The sequence below is a fragment of the Singulisphaera photorubra genome (genome assembly GCF_045290345.1).
GTDB lineage: Bacteria > Planctomycetota > Planctomycetia > Isosphaerales > Isosphaeraceae > Singulisphaera.
The window spans coordinates 5,743,799-5,758,488 of sequence record NZ_CP155447.1 but is presented as its reverse complement, the minus strand read 5'-3'; the positions used below and the strand labels follow the sequence as shown (position 1 = coordinate 5,758,488).

Annotated in this window: 8 protein-coding genes; all 8 read left to right on the top strand. The window is 63.1% G+C overall.

Features of this window, described 5'->3' with window-relative positions; genetic code table 11:
• Positions 1 to 125: 125 nt before the first annotated feature.
• Positions 126 to 614 (top strand): hypothetical protein, encoded by a 489-nt coding sequence (locus V5E97_RS21705; protein WP_406693621.1) that lies wholly within the window; start codon positions 126 to 128, stop codon positions 612 to 614.
• 331 nt (positions 615 to 945) lie between these two features.
• Entirely contained in the window at positions 946 to 1,443 is a 498-nt protein-coding gene (locus V5E97_RS21700; RefSeq protein ID WP_406693620.1) for a hypothetical protein, read from the top strand.
• Between the two features lie 237 nt (positions 1,444 to 1,680).
• A complete protein-coding gene (locus V5E97_RS21695) occupies positions 1,681 to 3,831 on the top strand; it encodes a tetratricopeptide repeat protein (RefSeq protein WP_406693619.1) in 2,151 nt (716 codons plus the stop codon).
• 255 nt (positions 3,832 to 4,086) lie between these two features.
• Positions 4,087 to 10,473, top strand: a complete 6,387-nt coding sequence (gene uvrA / locus V5E97_RS21690; protein WP_406693618.1) for an excinuclease ABC subunit UvrA — start codon at positions 4,087 to 4,089, stop codon at positions 10,471 to 10,473.
• A 1,040-nt stretch (positions 10,474 to 11,513) separates the two neighbouring features.
• Positions 11,514 to 12,167, top strand: coding sequence for a transcription antitermination factor NusB (gene nusB / locus V5E97_RS21685; protein WP_406693617.1), 654 nt, complete (start codon positions 11,514 to 11,516; stop codon positions 12,165 to 12,167).
• A 57-nt stretch (positions 12,168 to 12,224) separates the two neighbouring features.
• A complete protein-coding gene (locus tag V5E97_RS21680; RefSeq protein WP_406693616.1) occupies positions 12,225 to 12,656 on the top strand; it encodes a TIGR03067 domain-containing protein in 432 nt (143 codons plus the stop codon).
• 142 nt (positions 12,657 to 12,798) lie between these two features.
• Complete coding sequence (locus V5E97_RS21675; RefSeq protein WP_406693615.1) at positions 12,799 to 13,635, top strand: PHP domain-containing protein; 837 nt, start codon at positions 12,799 to 12,801, stop codon at positions 13,633 to 13,635.
• Positions 13,636 to 13,659: 24 nt separating this feature from the next.
• The gene (gene ftsY, locus V5E97_RS21670; protein WP_406693614.1) at positions 13,660 to 14,565 is read left to right on the top strand and encodes a signal recognition particle-docking protein FtsY; all 906 of its coding nucleotides are present in this window, start codon (positions 13,660 to 13,662) and stop codon (positions 14,563 to 14,565) included.
• Positions 14,566 to 14,690 lie beyond the last annotated feature (125 nt).

Genomic DNA, 14,690 nt, shown 5'->3' with positions numbered 1-14,690 from the left:
TTGCCGTCAATCCGGTCCTTACGCGTGCGGCCCTGGCGACGGCGTCCCGGCCTGCCCCTGAGCGATGGAACCCGTCCGGTGAACTGACCAAGACGTTCGACTGCCTGCCGGCGGAACTGACTTCCTTGACTGTCGGCGATCCGGAGAACTCGACCTGGCCGCGTACGATCGTCTACTTGCCCAAGCTGGTCCAACACATGGCGGGCATCTTCGAAGCCACCGAGGACGATCCTGCCGGATCGGCGTGGGGTCCGAAGGTTCTCGGTATGCTCGGCATCCCCCGAGTCGATGGCTTCCGCTTGCGGATCAACCCGGCCCACCAACCGAAGGCCGACGTCCTGAAGGCCCAACTCTTCCCGAGCGTACTGGCCACCTCGGTCGATGAGCACGGCATCCGCTTCATCGCCCGTGAGGCCATCCCGTTCGCCTGTTCCGGGCCCCGATACCATTACTCCGGGAATACTCCGGGTGGGGTGGCGCTGGTGATTGGGCTCAGGCCTTTTCTCTTTCCCTACATCCAAACGCATTTGAAGTACTCCTTCAAGAACCGGAGCGGGGCGTTCACGCTCGAAATGAAAGGGAAGTTTGCCGCCAACGCGGGGGCCGACCATTGACTCGGCCCCGGATCGTTGAACGGGCCCAGGGTGACCCGACGATCGCAGGCGGTCGTCCCTCTACGTATGTCATCCCGTGGACCGGAGTGATCTCCGGATTCAGCGAGACCTGAAAGAAACAGGATCATCGACCTCCGCGGCTTCTCGCCGACCTTCGTCCTGGGGGCTTGTTCGGTTCGGGAGGTCCCGTATCCTGAAATTGGATTGACGGAGAGCCACAGAGGCGTTGACCAAGCGACCGCGAACCTCAGCCCCTCTTCTCTGGTCTCATTCTTTGGCGAAAACCTCCAAAGCGTACCGGTGACACTCGGCCCGTGAGGGAAGCACCGTCATGGAACCCGTTCAGAACGAGGCGGTCAGCTTGGCCAAGGCCCTTTCCGTCAAGAACCGGCTGGCGGGTCGGCTGGCCCAGGCCCGGACGAATATCGAAACATATAACAGCGTCCTGGTGGGCCAGCGGGATGCCGAGGGCCAGGCCACGGTGGACGTGCGGGCCGAGCTCGAGCGGTTCCTCCTGCTCCAGGAGGGCTTGGTGACTGTCAAGGCGGCCATCCAACGGGCCAACGTCGCCGTTTACGAGGACGTGCTTCGGCTCGGCGAGAGGAAGGGCCTGATCCAGATGCTGAACGGTCTGAACACCAAGCACGGCAGCGAGCCGGGCTATAACGGTGTCGAATATCGGTACGACGCCACCATCACCAAGCCCGAGGCTTTGGAGATGGTGCGGAGGCTGGAGGCGGAGATCGACAAGCTCCAGGATAAGCTCAACCAGTACAATGCCTCGACCCGGGTCGACCTGCCCTCGGCGGTTCTCGACCTGGCGCGGTAGCGAGCCACACGATCGGTCGGCTTACGATCCAAGGGGCGCCGGCTGGGAAACCTGCCGATTTAGCCCTCGGGCTAACTTTTTATCACGATGCCGATGCCGCTTCAAACCTCATCGGTCATCGGGTCAAGGCTTAACCCTCAAGGCTCAACCTTGAAATGCCCCTGCCTCAAGAGCCGGCCGATCGTGTGCTGTAATGCGGCGAAACTGGGACCGAATCTCGAATGAGACGACCTCTCGATGGAAACACCGAGCGAGGTGGGAGTAGGCGATGGGGAGAGGCAGGCTCCTGCGATGGAGCCTCCGGCTCCGGTGACCCCCGAGGCTCTCGTCGAACAGGGGAACGCCCGGCTGAGCCGTGGAGAACTGGATCGGGCCATCGAGGATTTCGATGCCGCCATTCGACTCCACCCCGAGAACGCGGCGGCCCACTTCGGCCGAGGTCGGGCCTGGCTGAGCAAGGCCGAGTATGCCAGGGCGATTCGCGACTTCGATGAAGCGGCTCGGCTGGAGCCCGACAACTCCCTTCCCTTTGGCTTCCGGGCGACGGCCCGCCACTTTCAGGCGGATTTTGCCGAGGCGGTCGTCGACTACGACCGTGCGATCGGCCTCAACCCGCAACTGGCCTGGCTCTACAATGGCCGAGGCACATCCCTGCATTCCTTGGAGGACTACCTGGCGGCCATTGCCGACTACACCAAGGCGCTCGCCCTCGATCCGAACCTGGCTGCTACCTATCGGAACCGGGGAATGGCCCACCATGCGGACAACGAGTTCGACGCCGCGATCGCCGACTTCAGCGAGGCGATTCGGATCGGCCCTGAGAACGTCGAGAACTACCTGAACCGGGCTTCTGCTCGTTACGACGCCGAAGACTACGAGTTGGCGATCGCCGACTACGGTGAGGCCATCCGGCTCGGCCCAAGACTCGCCAAGGGCTATCGAGGCCGTGCCCGGGCCTACGAGGCGCTGGGCCGTGAGGATGAGGCCGACGCCGATCGCGACAGAGCCAAGCAACTTGATGATGAGGACACTTCCAATGAGGTTGCGATGCAAGAGCGGAAGCCCCAGCTCGATTCTCTGATCCGGTCTCATTTCGAGCCGACACCTCCGGACGACTTGACCATCACGGAGCGGCAGTTCCCCCACCGGGTCCGGGCCGACTTGCAGCGTGCCGTTGACCGGACGTTCGACGGGCAGGCCACCGTCTTGTTCTTTTGCGGTGTGAGCAAGCGACACAACTACGAGGGGATCAGCCTCACCGGCTTGCTGTTTCGCGACTGGAACGACCCTGCTCAGGCAGTCCCGCCCCTGTATGAAGAGGTTGATATCGGCGAGGACGAACCGGTCCGTTGCCTGAGGAATGGTCTCTGGCTGCTCGAAACAGACGGCACGCGGTATGTGGTGTTCCTCGAGCAACACTCGAATTACGGTCGCGCAGAGGGACTCCGTTTGCAGGTGGCCACGACCAACGACCCCGACGGATTCCGGGTCGCCCAGGAGTTCTTCAAACGCCTGGAGGAGTCGGTCGTCAAGGCGGAGTCATACCGAGGCAAGATCCTCTCGCTCCAGCACAATGAAGACTATTCCGGCCGGTCGTCAGGGATCCTGGTCCACAAACTGGCCCACGTTCATCGGGATCAGGTCATCCTACCAGCACGGACGCTCGCACTGCTCGAACGCAACGTGATCCGGTTCGCCGACCTGCGGGCCCGGTTGAACGCGCTGGGCCTGGCGACCAAGAAAGGGGTGCTGTTCTACGGTCCGCCCGGCACGGGCAAGACGCACACGATTCACTACCTGGCTGGGGCCTTGGCCGGTCACACGACCCTGCTGATCACCGCGGAGCAGGTTGGACTGCTGGATGAGTACTTGACTCTGGCCCGTCTGCTTCAGCCGAGCATCGTGGTGATCGAGGATGTGGACCTGATCGCCAGGGACCGCACGAGGATGGAAAGCCCGTGCGAGGAGGTCCTGTTGAACAAGCTTCTGAACGAGATGGACGGACTGCGCCCAGATGCCGAGATCCTCTTCGTCCTGACGACGAACCGCCCCGAAGCCTTGGAAGCGGCGCTGGCATCAAGGCCTGGGCGGGTGGATCAGGCGATCGAGTTCCCGCTGCCGGACGGGGAGGGCCGGGAGAAACTGGTGCGACTTTATGCCAGGGGCGTCGGAGTGCACGATGAGCTGGTCCAGGCGACGGTGCAGCGAACCGAAGGCGTCAGTGCGTCCTTTATCAAGGAATTGATGCGGCGGTCCGCCCAGTTCCATCTCGAGCGGGACGGCTCGGGGTGCCTCGTGCGGGAAGACGTGGAAGCGGCGCTTGAGGAACTGCTATTCAGTGGTGGGTCACTGAACCGAAAGCTGCTCGGAGGCAGAATCGAGGGATAGCGAATGATTTCGCCCGCGATTTTTCTGTGAACGGATCCATTGGGAAGGACGGTCGGACCGGCCGGGCGAATTTGAAGTTCGCCTTGCGAGTCTCGATTCTGAGGCGAGCGAGATCTTCCATGGCTCGTGAGGGAGACACTCTGGAACAGGAAAACCTGCGTGGACAACGATTTGATGACACGCGTATACTATCGAATCAATTGAACAGTAGGCTGAGCTCGCAGGAATTTCCGCTGACTTGAGGACTCACCACGGATGGCCACGACGGACATCGTGATCCGCGGCGCACGCGAACACAACCTTCGCGATGTCTCGCTCAACCTTCCTCGCGGTTCCTTGATCTGCTTCACGGGGGTCTCGGGCTCGGGCAAAAGCTCGCTTGCCTTTGATACGCTTTATGCCGAGGGGCAAAGACGCTACGTCGAAAGCCTCTCGAGCTATGCACGCCAGTTCCTTGGCCAGATGCCCAAGCCCGAGGTCGATCGCATTGATGGGCTCAGCCCGTCGATCTCGATCCAGCAGAAGACCGGGGGGCGGAACCCACGGAGTACTGTCGGGACGATCACGGAGATCAACGACTACCTCCGCGTCCTGTTCGCGAGGGTGGGGCAGGGGCATTGTCCCAAGTGTGACCGGCCGGTCGCGGCGCAAACTCGCGAGCAGATTATCGCCCGCGTGCTCGACCTGCCCGACGGCACCGCGTATAGCGTCCTGGCTCCAGTCATTCGCGGGCAGAAGGGGGAATATAAAGACCTCTTCAGCGAGCTCGCGCGGGCCGGCTACATGCGGGCTCGGGTCAACGGACAGGTCTTTTCGCTTTCCGATAACCTGTCGCTCGATCGACAGACGAAACACCATATCGAGGTCGTGATCGATCGGCTCAAGGCGGGGCCGGCGGTCCGGCCCAGGCTCGCCGAGGCGATCGAATCAGCGCTCAAGCTGGGTGAGGGGACCGTCATCGTCGCGCGGGACGGGCAAGCAGATCTGCTGCTCTCCTCGCATTATGCGTGCGCTTCGTGTGGCTTGAGCTTCGACCCTCCCAGCCCGCAGCTCTTCAGCTTTAACAGCCCGCAAGGGATGTGCACGTCGTGTGACGGGCTTGGGGTCCGCCACGACTTTGACCCCGACCTGCTCGTCCCTGACCCCTCGCTCTCGGTCTGGAAGGGGGCGATCGAGCCGCTCGGACCCATCAGCGGGGTGGGAAAGTGGCGACGACACCTGTTCGAGGGGGTCGCCGCCAATGTGGAAGCGGATCAGGATGGGCCGCCCAAAGGGACGATGCTCAAAGGCCCATGGGGCGACCTCGACCCGCGCTGGCAGCACGCCTGGCTCTACGGCCTGGGCGATCGGATCATCGTCCATCGCTGGAAGAGCCGGAAGAAGAACTGGTCGCACACCGGGACCTGGGACGGGGTGGCCACCGAATTGATGGCCAAGTACCGGGGCGCGAGCGGCGGCCCGGGACGCTCCAAGCTTGAACCGTACATGCGGAGCATGACCTGTCCCGAATGCCAGGGAACGCGGCTCAACCCGAGAGCCCGCGCGGTCCGTGTCGGCGGAACGACCATGGTCGAGCTCGGTGCGATGCCAATCGGGCAGGCCGCGCAGTTCTTCGACGCCCTGGCCGGGGAAGAGAACGGGACGCCCGTCGTGCCGCTCGACGGCCTCTCGCGGACGATCGCCGATGAGTTGCTCAAGGAGATTCGTGGCCGGCTCGGCTTCCTGACCAACGTTGGCCTGCACTATCTGGCCCTCGACCGCGCGGCCCCCACGCTTTCCGGTGGCGAGGCGCAGCGGATCCGACTGGCCAGCCAGGTGGGCGCGGGCCTTGTCGGTGTCCTCTACATCCTCGATGAACCCTCGATCGGCCTGCATCCTCGCGACAACGACCGGCTCATTGCCACGCTCCAGCGGCTTCGGGACGTGGGTAACACGGTCATCGTCGTCGAGCACGATGAAGACACGATGCGCGCGGCCGACCACCTGGTGGATTTCGGCCCCGGGCCAGGAGTCAAAGGGGGGGAGGTTGTCGCCGAAGGGTCGATCGCAAAACTGGCCGCGGCTCCCGCGAGCCTGACGGGGCAATATCTTTCCGGACGCCGGGCCATTGAGGTCCCCAAGACGCGTCGACAGCCTGATGGACGAGTTTTGAAGATCGTCGGTGCGCGTCAGCACAACCTTCGGGGGATCGACGTCGAGGTTCCGCTCGGCCTGTTCGTCTGCGTGACGGGGGTCAGCGGTTCTGGTAAGAGCTCACTGATCGGAGATATTCTTCGAGACACCTTGGCCCGTGACCTCAACGGGGCGATCACCGAGCCGGGGGCCCACGATCGGATCGAAGGGGTTGAGCATCTCGACAAGATCATCGATATCGATCAGTCCCCGATCGGTCGGACCCCGCGCTCGAATCCGGCCACCTACATCAAGCTCTTCGACCTGATTCGCGACCTCTACACCAGGCTGCCCGACGCCAAAGCCCGCGGGTACAAAGCGGGGCGGTTCAGTTTCAACGTCGAAGGGGGGCGGTGCGAGGCCTGCCAGGGGAACGGGTCGAATCGCCTCGAAATGGACTTCCTCGCCGATGTCTGGGTGACCTGCCCGGTCTGTGATGGGAAGCGGTTCAATCGCGAGACCCTGCACGTCCGGTTCAAGGGGAAGAGCATCAGCGACGTGCTCGAAATGGACGTTCAGGAAGCGCTCGAGCACTTCGCCAACGTGCCGAAGATCGCCGGCATGCTGCAAACTCTGCACGACGTCGGACTCGACTACTTGAAGCTGGGGCAGGCCTCGCCGACACTTTCCGGTGGCGAAGCGCAGCGGATCAAGCTAGCGCGTGAGCTGGTCAAGCGCGGGACAGGGCGGACCCTCTATCTCCTCGACGAGCCGACCACCGGCCTGCACTTCGAGGACGTTCGCAAGCTGCTCGAAGTCCTCCACGGCTTCACGGTGCTTGGCAATACGGTCGTCGTGATCGAGCACAACCTCGATGTGATCAAGACGGCCGACTGGCTGATCGACCTGGGCCCCGAGGGGGGAGCCGGCGGCGGTCAGGTCGTCGCCGAAGGGGCGCCCGAACAGGTCGCGCTCGTGGCCGGCAGTCACACAGGTGTGGCCCTCGCGAAGATTCTCAACCCGAAGAAGGCGTCGCTGTCGAAGAAGTCGGGGGTCGCGAAACGAGGCAAGCGGAAGTCGTCGGAGGATGGTCTGGCCTCGATTTCCGTCCGAGGCGCCCGGCAGCACAACCTCAAGGGGATCGACGTCGACTTGCCTCGACACAAGATGTCGGTCTGCAGTGGCCCGAGCGGGTCGGGAAAGAGCTCGTTCGCCATCGACACGCTCTATGCCGAAGGGCAGAGACGTTACGTCGAGAGCCTTTCGAGCTACGCCCGCCAGTTCCTTGCGCCTTTGCAGAAGCCCAAGGTCGAGCGGATCAGCGGGCTCTCGCCGGCTGTCAGCATCGAGCAGAAGACGACGAGCAAGAGCCCGCGCTCGACGGTCGGCACGGTCACCGAGATCCACGACTATCTTCGGATCCTGATGGCTCGGCTGGGGCAGCCCTACTGCCCGAGCTGCGGCCTGGCCATTGGCACGCAGTCGGCCGATGAGATCGTCGAGAAGATCCTCCACCTTCCCGAGGGGACGAAGATTTTCGTGATGGCTCCGGTCGAGCGCCGGGATGGTGAACAGTACGATGCGCTCTGGGATGAATTGCGGGCGACCGGATTCTCGCGGGTCAGAGTCGACGGTCGTTCGGTCAGCCTCGACACGCCTCCGAAGTTGAGCCATCGTCGGAAGCATCGTATCGAGGTCGTCATCGACCGGGCCGTCGTCCGCCGCTCGACCCGGTCTCGCCTGGCGGACTCGGTCGAATCCGCGCTCGACCTGGGCAAGGGGGTCGCCCTGATCGCGCGGGTGGGTGAAGAGTCGAACGAGTTGAACTGGCCGGTCGACCGCTACAGCCAGCATCGCTCGTGCGACGGCTGCGGCCGAAGTTTCGAGGAGTTGTCGCCGCATCACTTCTCGTTTAATAGTCCGCTCGGCTGGTGCCCGGTCTGCGAAGGACTTGGCATCCAGCATGGCGCAAACCCGGCGATCCTGATCCCCGATGGCCGCCGCAGCCTGCGCCAGGGGGCGGTTGTGGTCTGGCCTAATTTCGCGGCCAACCCCCTCTTCGGTGCGATGATCGCGGCCATGACGGAGACGCTGGGTATCGACCTCAACGTCCCGTTCGACGATCTCGAGGGTCGCCATCGCCGCACGATCCTCCACGGGGCAGGGGAGGCTTGGTTCAAGGTCCCGGCGGCCGCCGGTCAGCCTGAGTTTTCGTTTCAGTACAAGGGACTCTTTCCGGCGATCGAGGAGGCGGCACGGGTCTCTTTTGTTTATCGGTTCAAGCTGCAAGGGATGGTCGATGACGTGCCGTGCGCCTCGTGTATGGGGGCGCGACTGCGCGACGACGCGGCGGCGGTCCGGTTCCATGACTTCACGCTCGACCAGATCGGTCAGTGGTCACTCGGTCGCGCGTCGACCTTCTTCAAGAATTTGAAGCTGAGCGCTGATGAGAAGCATATTGCCGGCGACCTGATCCGTGAGATTCGCGACCGCCTGAAATTCCTCGTCGACGTCGGACTCGACTACCTGAGCTTGGCACGAGGGACCCCGACGCTCTCCGGTGGCGAGAGCCAACGGATCCGGCTCGCCAGCCAGATCGGCAGCGGGCTGACCGGGGTGCTCTACGTGCTCGACGAACCCACCATCGGACTCCACCCGCGCGACAATGCCCGGCTGCTTGCGGCCTTGCGACACCTTCGCGACCTGGGCAATACGCTGGTTCTGGTCGAGCACGACCGGGAGGTCATCGAGGCGGCCGACTACCTCGTCGACTTTGGGCCCGGCTCGGGCTCCGGCGGCGGCGAGGTCACCGGGGCCGGGACGCCGGCGAAGGTCAAGACGATCAAAGCATCGCTCACCGGCCAGTACCTGAGCGGCAAGGTGGCGATTCCGGTCCCGACGAATCGTCGCCCGGCCGGCGGTCCCGCGCTCTGGGTCCGGGGAGCCCGACACCACAACCTCAAGAATATCGATGTGGCGTTCCCGCTCGGGATCGTGACCGTGGTCACGGGCGTCAGTGGTTCGGGTAAGAGTTCGCTTGTCGAAGATATTCTCTGGAAGGCGGCGGCCAAGACCTTGCACCGAGCCCAGGTGACCCCCGGAGCGCATGACGCGATCGAGGGACTTCCCCTGGTCGATAAGGTGATCAGCGTCGATCAGACCCCCCTTGGGAGCACGCCGACCTCGACTCCCGGTACCTATTCCGGGGTCTTTGACCTGATTCGCGAACTGTTCGCCAAGCTCCCGGAGTCAAAAGTCCGTGGCTTCACCTCGAGGCGGTTCAGCTTTAACCAGGCGGGAGGCCGTTGCGAAGCCTGCGAAGGGGCCGGGCAGAGGCGCATCGAGATGCACTTCTTGCCCGATGTTTGGGTGATCTGCGAAGCCTGCGGCGGTGCGCGTTATACCACCGACACGCTCGCGGTCAAGTTTCGAGGCAAGACGATTGCCGACGTGCTCGAGATGAACGTGGACGCGGCTCTCGAATTGTTTGCCAGTGTGCCGAAAATTCAGCGCATCCTGCAGACTTTGCACGATGTCGGCCTGGGATATATCCCCCTTGGCCAGTCCGCTCCGACGCTTTCGGGCGGCGAAGCGCAACGGGTGAAGCTGGCTGCCGAGTTGGCCCGGCCCAACACGGGAAAAACGCTCTACATTCTCGATGAGCCGACGACCGGCCTTCACCTCGACGACGTTCGTAAGTTGCTCGACGTGGTTCACCGACTGGCCGATTTGGGCAACACGGTCGTGATCATCGAGCACAACCTGGAAGTGATCAAGACGGCCGACTGGTTGATCGACATCGGTCCCGAAGCAGGAGGCGCAGGGGGCGAAATCGTGGCCGCCGGCCCTCCCGAAACGATCGCCGCGACGGAGGGATGTCTCACCGGCCTGATTCTCAAGGATCTCTTGGCGGCCGGCCCGTACGCCGAACGCCCCAAGTACGACCGCAAGGCCGCGGCCCGCAAGGCGCTGGCCGACACCAAGGCGGCCTCGTTGGTTGAACTCAACAACGTGGTCAAACCCCCTTGGGAACTCGACGGACGGCGGTGGCATACGATCGACCGAGTCGGGAGAAGCGGGCGGCCCGCGCGGTGGGACGGTAGCATCCTCGAACGGATCGTCGACCGAATCCAGGAACTCGGCACTTTCCTTCCTACCGATTGGTCTCAGCGCACGGCCGTCCGAATCCTGGCCGACACCGGGCTCACCCTCCCCTTTTTCCACGCTCTGACCAGTAACGAATGGATCGTCACTCTCCGCTTCAACGTCAAGCGCAACACCTTCAAGCTCGCGACGCTGGCGAGGGAACTTGGGCTAGTGCCGTTCCACGAAGGGACGACGCCCGTCCACAGTCAAGCCGATCGCTTGATCGTGAGCAATGAAGGGACGACGCAGGAAGTCATTTTGACCTGCCACTCCGCCTCAGACCTGGAGACGCCCGCGTTCGAGGCATTCCTGGTCAAGGCGATCGCTTCCTACGGGCGCATCGGTGAGTCCGGCGGCCTGGTCAAGGCGAGTGAACTGTCCTGACCGACCGATCGAATCGGTCGAGAGATGGGCCGGTCGACGATGGTCGCGGGCCCGGCCACGCCACGTCGCGCGGGGACAAGCCTGCTCGGAGCACGAGTTCACCGGGTCTCCGAACGCCGGAACCGCGACCAATCGCAACGGTTCGTGCTTGTCCCAGATCGAGACATCAAATCGGACGGTGACTGCGACTGCCATCGAGAACGAGTCGAAATCGAATGCAGGTTCGCTTGTCGGAGGTCGCGGTTGAGGACGACCACGACCTCCGACAACGGTCTCTCGACTTATTTCTTTTTAGTGAGGACTACGGCTTATTAGTGTTTTAGATAAGCAAGACGAGACTTACGGTGATTATTATTGCGAGTGGCTTAATAGCTGCATTATTCGCGTTATATCGGTTTAAAATATGGCCGATCCAAGCTCTGACGCCTGGTCAGTCCCCAAGGATCCGACCTTATTTTTTTCTTACTTAAGGCAAACCCTTCCTGATAAAACCGCAAAAACTTTGCGGTTGGCTGTTTTACAATGGAGACCCGTGTCACCCGGTCGTTTTGTTATTGGCTCTCATTTCGAGTCCCTGCTATCTACAAGGCACGGTTTCCATCCGGCTTTGAACCACGACCGTGCAAAAAATCTGAAAAAACTCAAAACGGGGTTCGATCGAGAGCTGATTGCCTGGCGATTCGGGTCGTGGAACTGGGACGGAGGCCACGACTTTCCTGGGATTCGACTGCTGAGATTGAGGCCTAAAGGCAGAATCCAATTGGGCTTCCGCCGACGCGGATGTGCTGAACGGTCGGTCTTGCGGCGCCTTTGGTCGACGTGATCCCGGTGGTTAGCACCGCGAACGGCCTCGAAAAATTGTTTCGACGAGGCTGGTCGGAGGTCCTGGGCTCGTTTGGGAGAGCGATGCTGGCCTTTTCGAGTCGGGCCGGCTTGGCGTATGATTTTCCTTTGTGAAGGATGGAGGACCGCCGCGACCTTTGCCGGGTGTTGAGCGGAACGAACTTCCAGACTGGCTCCGTGAGGCCCCGAAGGCACCCATGACCCGACGCACCCGAGGCCGAGAGATTGCATTACAGGTCCTCTATCAGACGGAGCAAAATCCGGGGCTCGCTCCCCAGGAGATCCGTCGCTTCGTGGAGCGTCGCTTGCGGGGCGATAAGAAGCTCTGCGAATTCGCCGAGGCATTGATTGCCGGGGTCCATGCGAACCAACCTCGTATCGACGAATTGATTTCCGCGGTGGCCGAGAACTGGCGGCTCGACCGGATGGCGGCCATCGATCGCAACATCTTGCGGCTCGGCGCCTTCGAGTTGCTTTATTGCGACGAGGTGCCCACCAAGGTCGCGATCAACGAATCCCTGGAATTGGCCAAGCGGTATAGCACCGCCCAGTCGAGCCGGTTCGTCAACGGGATCCTGGATCGACTCCAGGCCGCCGAACTCGCTTCCCGGGCGGCTCCCGTCGTCGCGCCCGAGCCGGCGCCTCGGGAAACAACCACCGTGGAGTCGAGCCCGGCCCAGACCGAGACCTTGGTCTCGCCCGAGGCCGTGACGCCACCTTTGGCCGAGTCATCACCTGAAGCCGGTCCTTCCGGAGCGGAAATCGCGGATTCGCCGGTGGTGCCCGCTCCGGAGGAACCCAAGACGCAAGAGGACGAACCGCCTGTTGATCCGAAGCCGATCGCGGAGTAAGCGAGCTGCACTCCCGAGGCATCCTGTCAGCTCCGTCGCTCAAATGGGAGGCGAGTCGTGACTTGGCAACCCGCGCTCGTGATGATGTTCGGACTCCTCGCCGCGATCGGAGGCGAGGAGGTCGAGTCGGACACGAAGAAGATTCAGGGGGTCTGGAACCTGGTGTCGACGGAGAGTGACGGCCAGGTCGTCGCGTCCGAATCGCTCAAGGGACGCGACGCCCGGATGGTCCTCGAAGACGACCGGGTCATCATGAAGATGGGGGAGAAGTCCGCCTTCCTCGGAACGTTCAAGCTTGATCCTTCTCGGACACCTCGATGGTACGACCGCACTTACTCCGACGGCACTCCAAGGCGTGGGATTTATCGCTTGGAGGGGGACAGTTTGACGATCTGTCTCGCGGGACTCGGCAAGGACCGGCCGACTGCATTTGGCACCAAGCAGGGCGACGGTCTCTCGCTGCTCGTCTACCAGCGTGAAAAACCGTAACCAGAGACCAGGAACTCCGCGGACTCGGAAACGGGCTTCGTCCCCGTCCTCGCCTGTGCCTACACGTTCGCCTCGGCCACCGGCGGCGGATCTCCATATCCACACGACGCATTCCGATGGCGTCTGCTCTCCTTGCGAGGTCGTGATCGCGGCGGCCAACATCGGTCTGTCCGCCCTGGCCATTACCGATCATGACACGCTGTCGGCCTTGGCCGTGGCTCGGCCCGAGGCAACCCGCCTCGGCCTGGAACTCGTGGGCGGGATCGAGCTCACCGCGGAGTTCGAGGGCCGCGAGGTCCATATCCTGGGCCACTTCGTCCGCGACGACGAACCGGCCCTGGTCGCCGTGACGATGACGCTCAGGCGTGACCGCGTTCAACGACTGAAGGGGATGGTGGATCGACTCGCCGAATTGGGACTCTCGGTCGACCTGACCGCGCTGGGACGGGCGTTCCCGCGCGCGACGCTGGGACGCCGCCATCTGGCTGAGTGGCTGGTGCGGACGGGACAAGTCGCGGGTCACCGTGAGGCGTTCGCCCGTTACCTTGGCGACGATGGCCCCGCGCACGTCCCCAAGCCGAGACTCGCCGCCGCGGTAGCGATCGCACTCGTCCAGGCCGCGGGCGGGGTTGCGGGGCTGGCTCACCCGCCCTATGATCTCCGGGAGCTTGCGCTTCGGAACCTTGTCGAGGCCGGTCTCGGCTCCATGGAAGTGGAGGGCCACGGGATCGATGCCCGGCGTGGCCAGCGCTTGCGTGACTGGGCCGATCGCTACCAACTGGTACCGATCGCCGGTTCCGACTTCCATGCCGCGGACCGTCCCGGCCGATGGATCGGCTCGATCACCACCCCCGGGGCCGACCTCGAACGGCTCAGGAAGCGAGCCGACCGATTCCCCCTCCCATCGCACAGCGTTTCCGACGCGCCGATCGATCCGAAGGACAGCGATGTTGGACGCTGCCTAGCTGCAGAGCATTAGAGAGAACTCTCGCTGAGGGATAGCATGGCGATCAAGGGGCTCCTCGACCGATTTCGCAAGGGACTGTCCAAGACAGCCCAGTTGTTCAATATTCGTTCATGGTTTGGGCGCAAGGTCGACCAGTCGTTCCTTGATGACCTCGAGGCGCGGCTGATCCAGGCCGACGTGGGAGTGAAGGCGACCCAGCGGATCGTCGATCGGGTGCGGGAGGCGTATGGCGACAAGACCGCCGATGATGACCTCCTGAACTTTGTGAAGGCCGAGTTGAAGGCGCTCCTGGTCGATCCCAGACCGGGGACCTTGGCGGTCTCTTCCACCAAGCCGACGGTCTACCTGATCGCGGGAGTGAACGGGTCAGGGAAGACCACCTCGATCGCCAAGCTCGCCCAGCGGCTCAAGGACGAAGGAAAAACGATCCTCCTGGCGGCCTGCGACACCTTTCGGGCGGCGGCGGCCGACCAGTTGACGATCTGGGCCACTCGCTCCGGATCCGACATCGTCAAGGGAGCCCCCGGCGCCGACCCGGCGAGTGTGGCGCACGACGCCTGCGACCGCGCCTTGGCCCGCGGGGCGGACGTTTTGATCGTCGACACGGCGGGACGCCTCCATACGCAATCGCACCTGATGCGTGAGTTGGAGAAGGTCCGCGGAGTCCTCCAGCGGAAGATTTCGGGGGCGCCTCACGAGGTTCTCCTCGTGCTCGATGCCACCAATGGCCAAAACGCGATCCGTCAGGCCGAGGTTTTTACCAAGAGCATCGGCTGCACCGGGGTGATCCTGACAAAGCTCGACGGCACCGCCAAGGGAGGGGTCGTCGTGGCCGTCCGCCAGACGATTGACTTGCCCGTCAAGTTCATCGGTGTCGGCGAGGGGATCGACGACCTCCAACCCTTCGACGCCGATACCTTCGTGGAGTCGCTCTTCACCTGAGCTACCGCCTCGGTTTCGATCCGCTGGGAATTGCGGGGGCCCACCCGCCTTCTCGATCTGGGGCGAGAGACCTGGGAGTCCGTCCTCGGGCCCCAGCGAGCGGGACCGAAAATGGGGAAGGGGGG

Bases quoted from the DNA above. Each gene is read 5' to 3' on its own strand.
- uvrA (WP_406693618.1), top strand. From the start codon at position 4,087: ATGGCCACGACGGACATCGTGATCCGCGGCGCACGCGAACACAACCTT.
- V5E97_RS21700 (WP_406693620.1), top strand. From the start codon at position 946: ATGGAACCCGTTCAGAACGAGGCGGTCAGCTTGGCCAAGGCCCTTTCC.
- ftsY (WP_406693614.1), top strand. From the start codon at position 13,660: ATGGCGATCAAGGGGCTCCTCGACCGATTTCGCAAGGGACTGTCCAAG.
- V5E97_RS21695 (WP_406693619.1), top strand. From the start codon at position 1,681: ATGGAAACACCGAGCGAGGTGGGAGTAGGCGATGGGGAGAGGCAGGCT.
- nusB (WP_406693617.1), top strand. From the start codon at position 11,514: ATGACCCGACGCACCCGAGGCCGAGAGATTGCATTACAGGTCCTCTAT.